General features: G+C 60.4%; 5 protein-coding genes and 1 pseudogene. 4 read left to right on the top strand and 2 right to left on the bottom strand.

The window, feature by feature from the left end; genetic code table 11:
* Positions 1 to 86: 86 nt before the first annotated feature.
* A complete protein-coding gene (htpX, locus tag Q0239_RS15775) occupies positions 87 to 950 on the bottom strand; it encodes a zinc metalloprotease HtpX (RefSeq protein WP_298604644.1) in 864 nt (287 codons plus the stop codon).
* Between the two features lie 75 nt (positions 951 to 1,025).
* Here htpX and Q0239_RS15770 point away from each other — a divergent pair, with 75 nt between their 5' ends.
* A complete protein-coding gene (locus Q0239_RS15770; protein ID WP_298604642.1) occupies positions 1,026 to 1,190 on the top strand; it encodes a DUF1674 domain-containing protein in 165 nt (54 codons plus the stop codon).
* Between the two features lie 81 nt (positions 1,191 to 1,271).
* Positions 1,272 to 2,963, top strand: coding sequence for a class I adenylate-forming enzyme family protein (locus Q0239_RS15765; RefSeq protein WP_298604640.1), 1,692 nt, complete (start codon positions 1,272 to 1,274; stop codon positions 2,961 to 2,963).
* Between the two features lie 3 nt (positions 2,964 to 2,966).
* Here Q0239_RS15765 and Q0239_RS15760 read toward each other — a convergent pair whose 3' ends face one another.
* Positions 2,967 to 3,953: a quinone oxidoreductase gene (locus Q0239_RS15760; protein WP_298604638.1), complete on the bottom strand. Its 987-nt coding sequence runs from the start codon at positions 3,951 to 3,953 to the stop codon at positions 2,967 to 2,969.
* 100 nt (positions 3,954 to 4,053) lie between these two features.
* Here Q0239_RS15760 and Q0239_RS15755 point away from each other — a divergent pair, with 100 nt between their 5' ends.
* Entirely contained in the window at positions 4,054 to 5,541 is a 1,488-nt protein-coding gene (locus Q0239_RS15755; protein ID WP_298604636.1) for a serine hydrolase, read from the top strand.
* Between the two features lie 46 nt (positions 5,542 to 5,587).
* Positions 5,588 to 5,809 (top strand): annotated as a pseudogene (locus tag Q0239_RS15750) (enoyl-CoA hydratase/isomerase family protein); the annotation flags it as partial.

Genomic DNA, 5,809 nt, shown 5'->3' with positions numbered 1-5,809 from the left:
GTGCGGCAAGCCCGGTGGCGGTAGTGGGGCGGGTGTTCATCGCCGGGCCTTAGGCGCGTGGCCGGTCGACTACAATCCGCTTGTGATCAGCCACGGCTTAAAGGATCGAGCGCGCTACGGCGCGGGCCCGAACCCATCTGCTCGGCCAATGCTTCCAACTCGGCAATCCGGTTTTCGGTTGCCGGATGGGTCGAAAACATTTCCGAGATATGCGTCGGCACGATGTAGAGCTGGGCTGCTGAAGGGTTGCGCTCGCTGACCGGGTTGGGGATCGCCTGTGCCGCACCCGATATTTTGGCAAGCGCCGCGGCAAGGGCGAGTGGCCTACCCGATATCTCGGCGCCGGTGCGGTCAGCCCCATATTCGCGGGTGCGGCTGATCGCCAATTGCACGATCATTGCAGCGAAGGGAGCAATCAGCACAGCGAGCAAGGTCGCTAAACCATTTCGCTCGCTATCGCGGAAGAACAGCCCGAAATTGGCGAGCATAGACAGCGCACCCGCAATCGTCGCGACCATCGTCATGATCAGCGTGTCACGGTTTTTCACATGCGCCAGTTCATGCGCCATCACGCCTTCTACCTCGTCGCGACTGAGCATCGACAGCAGACCTGTGGTCGCAGCCACCGCGGCATTTTCCGGATTGCGCCCGGTGGCAAAGGCATTGGGATTGGGGTTATCGACGATATAGACGCGCGGCATCGGCATGTTGGCGCGGCGCGCAAGATTCGCGACCAGCCCGTAGAAATTGGGTTCGCTCTGCGCATCAACCTCACGCGCATTATGCATCTTGAGGACGATTTTGTCGGCATTCCAATAGGTGAACAGGTTCATCCCCGCCGCGACCAGCAGCGAAATAATCGCCCCGCCCGAGCCGCCAAGCGTATAGCCGAGCGCCATGAAAAGCGCTGTCAGCGCCGCCAGCAACATCGTGGTCTTGAGCATATTCATCTTGATATCCTCCGTATCAGGGCCAATGTGGGGGGACGTTGTTCTGCTTTCAAGAATGTCCTTAGGAGCCTCACCATGGGCAAGCGCCCGCCGCATGTGAAACCGCCAGCCTATCTTTCGAAAAGTCCGCCTGTGCCCGAACCCAAGGCGGTGGAGCACAAGCCGCTGCCCGACGAGGAGCGTCCTGACCCTGTGCGCTATGGCGATTGGGAACTAAAAGGCATTGCCGTCGACTTCTGATTAATCACCCGATTAAATCGGGGCTTGCGCTCGCCGCGTTCGCCTTTATGCCTTTCTCTCGAGAAGAATGTGAGGAGAGGCATGTATTATTCCGAGCTGCGCCAGGTGCGCGATGAGTTGACAGGCCCCGGTGGTCCGTTTGAAATCGTCGAAGCCGATATCCTAGGCAACCGCATCCGCACCTATAAAAATGCCCCGCCCAGCGTCCGCGAGCTGTGGTTGTCGACGGTGGTATTCGCCGAACGCCCCTATCTTATCTATCAGGATGAGCGGATCACCTATGCCGAAGCCCATGCGCAGGTGAATGCCATCGCCGCGTGGATGGCCGAACAGGGTGTGCAGCCGGGTGATCGCGTGGCGATCGCGATGCGCAACTATCCCGAATGGATGCTGATCTATTGGGCCTGCGTCGCAAGCGGCGTCACTGCGGTCGGTATGAACGCCTGGTGGACGACCGAGGAAATGGCCTTTGCGCTCAAGGATTCTGAACCCAAAATCCTGTTCCTGGATGCCGAACGACTGACGCGCTTTCGCGAAAAGCCGGAACTCGCCGGAAGCGTGAAACTGGTCGGCGTGCGGCTCGATAAGACGGAACCGGATATCACGCCCTGGTCAGAAGTCATCGCACATGGTGGCGAGATGCCCGCAGTGACGGTCGACCCAGAATCGGATGCCTGCATTTTCTATACCTCAGGTACCACTGGCTTCCCCAAAGGGGCGCAGCTGACGCACCGGGGCTGTGTCGCGAACCTGTTCAACATGCTCTACGCCGCCGCCTCATCCGCGCTCGCGGTCGAACGGGCGACCGGTGTGGCACCTCCGGCGACTCCGCCCGTCCCGGTGACTTTGGTGACGACCCCGCTCTTCCACGTCACCGCAAATAACTGCGCGGCTTATGGTGTTACCGCTGCCGGCGGTGCGATGGTGCTGATGTACCGTTGGGATGCGGGCGATGCGCTGAAGATCATCGAGCGCGAACGCGTGACAGGGATGAGCGGCGTACCAATCATGGCGCGTGAACTGATCAACCATCCTGATTTCCCCAATACTGACACCTCGAGCCTGCTCGCCCTTTCCGGCGGCGGGGCGCAAGTGCCGCCCGATCAGGTGCTCAAAATCGATGAAGCGGTTGAAACCGCGCGACCGACCACGGGATATGGCATGACCGAGACGTGCGGGATCATCACCTCTCTCGGCGGCGATTTTTATGTCGATCGTCCAGACAGCGCAGGCCCGGCCATGCCGGTCTATGAAGCGAAATGCGTCGACGATGATGGCAATGAAGTGCCGCTCGGCGAAACAGGCGAATTGTGGGTGCGCGGTGCCGCTGTGATCAAGGGCTATATCAACCGCCCCGATGCGACCGCCGAATCGATCACTGATGGCTGGCTGCACACCGGCGACATTGCGCGGATGGACGAAGACGGCTTCATCTACATAGTCGACCGCAAGAAAGACATGGTGCTGCGCGGCGGCGAGAATGTCTATTGCGTCGAGGTCGAAGCCGCCATCTATCGCCACCCCGCAGTCGCCGAGTGCAGCGTATTTGGTGTTCCCGACGACCGACTCGGTGAGGAAGTCGCCGCCGCCATTTTCCTGAAGGAGGGCGAAACACTCGACGCCGACGCCCTGCGCGAAGAAATGGCGAAACATGTTGCAAAGCACAAACTGCCGCGCTTCGTCTTTTTCGTCGACGAGCCGCTGCCGCGCAACGCCAGCGGTAAATTCCTGCGGCGCGAACTTCGGGAGACTTTGGCCCCGGCTACGGCCTGACCGTCAGGGCAATAATATCGTCGAGCCTATAGTTTTGCGCGCCTCCAGATCGATGTGCGCTTGAACAATGTCATCTAGCGGATAGCGCTGCCCTATCGAAACGGTGAGCGCCCCGCTGGCGAGCATCTCGAACATGCGCGCGCTGCCAGCCTCGCGCTCGGCGGGGTTCCGATAATAGTCGAACAGAACCGGGCGCGTCACGAACAGAGAGCCTTTCGCGGCGAGCTGCCCTAGAGCAACGCCCGTGACCGGTCCGCTCGCATTGCCGTAGCTGACAATCAGGCCTCGCCGCCCAACCGAATCGAGCGAGGCCGCCCATGTGTCCTTTCCCACCCCATCAAAAGAGACGCGCACACCCTGCCCGCCCGTCAGTTCACGCACCTGCGGCGCAACGTCTTCTTTGCCGTAGACGATGACATGGTCAGCCCCAGCATCACGGGCCAGCCTGGCCTTTTCCTCTGTGCTGACAGTACCGATAACATGCGCGCCGATCGCCTTCAGCCATTGCACCAACAGCAGGCCCACCCCGCCTGCCGCCGCATGTACCAGTATATGCTCGCCGGGTTTTACGAAGGCACATCGTTCGACAAGGAATTCGACAGTACATCCTTTGAGCAAGGCCGCAGCGGCCAGTTCATCGGAAACATTGCCCGGCGTCTTCAACAATGCCGAGGCGGCGATGTTACGGGCACTGGCATAGGCGCCGCGTTCAGGGCCGAAAGTGCAGACACGGTCCCCTACCACGAAGCCTATGACCCCTTCGCCCACAGCCTCAACCACACCAGCCGCTTCCACCCCCAAACCGCTGGGTAATTCGATCGGGTAGAGACCGCTGCGGTGATAAGTGTCGATGAAGTTGAGGCCGATGGCCGTGTGGCGCATCCGTACTTCGCCGGGCCCGGGCCGAGGCAGAACGACATCCTCAAGCTCAATCGCATCAGGACCGCCAAAGGCGCGGATGAAGGCACGGCGGGAGGTATCGGAAGACATAGGCAAACTCCTTTTCCCGTCACCTATGACGTGCCTCGCAAACCGGCAACCGCAAAGCACTGCGCTTGACCCGCAGCGCTGGGGCGTTAGCGTGCGCCGCATGAAAAGATTTGCCAAACATGTCGCCGCGATGGCGCTCACTGCGCTCAGCCTCCCTGCCGTCGCGGAAAGCTCCCCTGCCGCTTCCGCGCAGACCGCAGACTTTCAAGCACTCGACGCCGACTTCGCCAAATGGATGGCCGAGGCCCATGTGCCGGGGCTTGTCTGGGGCATCGTGAAGGATGGCAAGCTTGTCCATGTGAAGGCGATGGGCGTCCAGACCATTGAGGACAATGTTCCTGTCACCCCCGACACAGCATTCCGCATCGCGTCGATGACTAAGGCGTTTACCGGCTATTCAATCCTGAAGCTGCGCGACGAGGGCAAGTTGCGCCTCGATGATCCGGCAAGCAAATATGTGCCAGAAATGAAGGGCTGGGCGAAGAACATCACCGTCGGCGACCTGCTCCACCATACAGCCGGATTCGTCACCGACGATCCTTGGGGTGACCGGCAACAGCCGCTGCCAGAGGCGGAGTTCAGCAAGATGCTGAAAGCAGGCGTGCCTTTTTCGACTTCGCCCGGCACGCGTTATGAATATTCGAACTTCGGTTATGCGACCTTGGGCCGCATCGTCAGCAATGTGTCGAAGCAGGATTATTCCAAACGTGTAGATGCAACGGTTCTGAAACCGCTCGGCATGATATCCACCCGATATGAAGTGCGCGAAGTACCGACCGGTAAGCTTGCCATGGGCTATCGCTGGGAGAATGATGCCTGGTCGCGCGAACCGGTGATGCCGCATGGCGCATTTGGCGCGATGGGCGGGCTGGTTACAACTGGTCAGGATTACGCCAAATGGATCGGCTATCTGCTCTCGGCTTGGCCTGCAAAAGACGGCGAGGCGCAAAGCGCCAAAACGATCCGCGCGATGCAATATGGCGGTGGCATGCTCCATGCCCGTCGTCGTCCTGGTAAGGAAGGTGACAATTGCCGCCTGTCCGCGATTTATGGCGCGGGACTGGTGCAGGCGAATGATTGCGTCCTCGGCAATGTCCTTTTCCATGGCGGCGGCTTCCCCGGCTATGGCAGCCATATGCTGTTGCTTCCCGAAGCAGGCGTCGGCGTCTTTGCTCTGACCAATCGCACCTATGCCGGGCCGACCGCGCCAGTCTGGGATGCGGCGACGGCACTTTTCAAATCGGGCTACATTGCACCGCGCGCCATTGCATCTTCACCTGCGCTCGAGACGGGCTATGCCGCCGCACGCCGCATCTGGCAGTCGGGCGGGGTCGAAGGCGAGGGCCAGTATCTGGCAATGAACTTCGCGATGGACCGCAGCGCTACCAACTGGCGGCAATATCTTTCCGAGATTGCCGCCAAAAGCGGGGCATGCGATGCCAGCCCGCCTTTGATCGCAACTGGCAAGCTTTCGGGCCGATTTAGCTGGACCTGCGCGAACGGGGTGGTCGAGGGCAATGTGCTGCTCGCGCCGACATCAACACCCCAAATTCAGGCGCTTGGATTTCAACTGACAGCCAAACCCTGAAGCCTAGCTATCGACTCAGGCGACAGGCATCGGCATAGGGGCGGCGATGACAGACGATATCCTGACTCGAATCGAGGGGCATGCGGGGTTTATCAGCCTCAATCGCCCGGGCGCGATCCACGCTTGACGCTGCCGATGGTGCACGCGATGACAGCGGCGTTGCTCAAGTGGAAGAATGACGACGCAGTCAAATGCATCATCGTCGACCATGCCGAGGGTCGCGGTTTCTGCGCTGGCGGCGACATCGCTTTCCTGCGCAATTCGGCGC

The sequence above is a fragment of the uncultured Sphingorhabdus sp. genome (assembly GCF_937872355.1).
Classification (GTDB): domain Bacteria; phylum Pseudomonadota; class Alphaproteobacteria; order Sphingomonadales; family Sphingomonadaceae; genus Sphingorhabdus_B.
The sequence above is the reverse complement of the archived record's forward strand: the minus strand, read 5'-3'. Positions and strand labels throughout refer to the sequence as shown.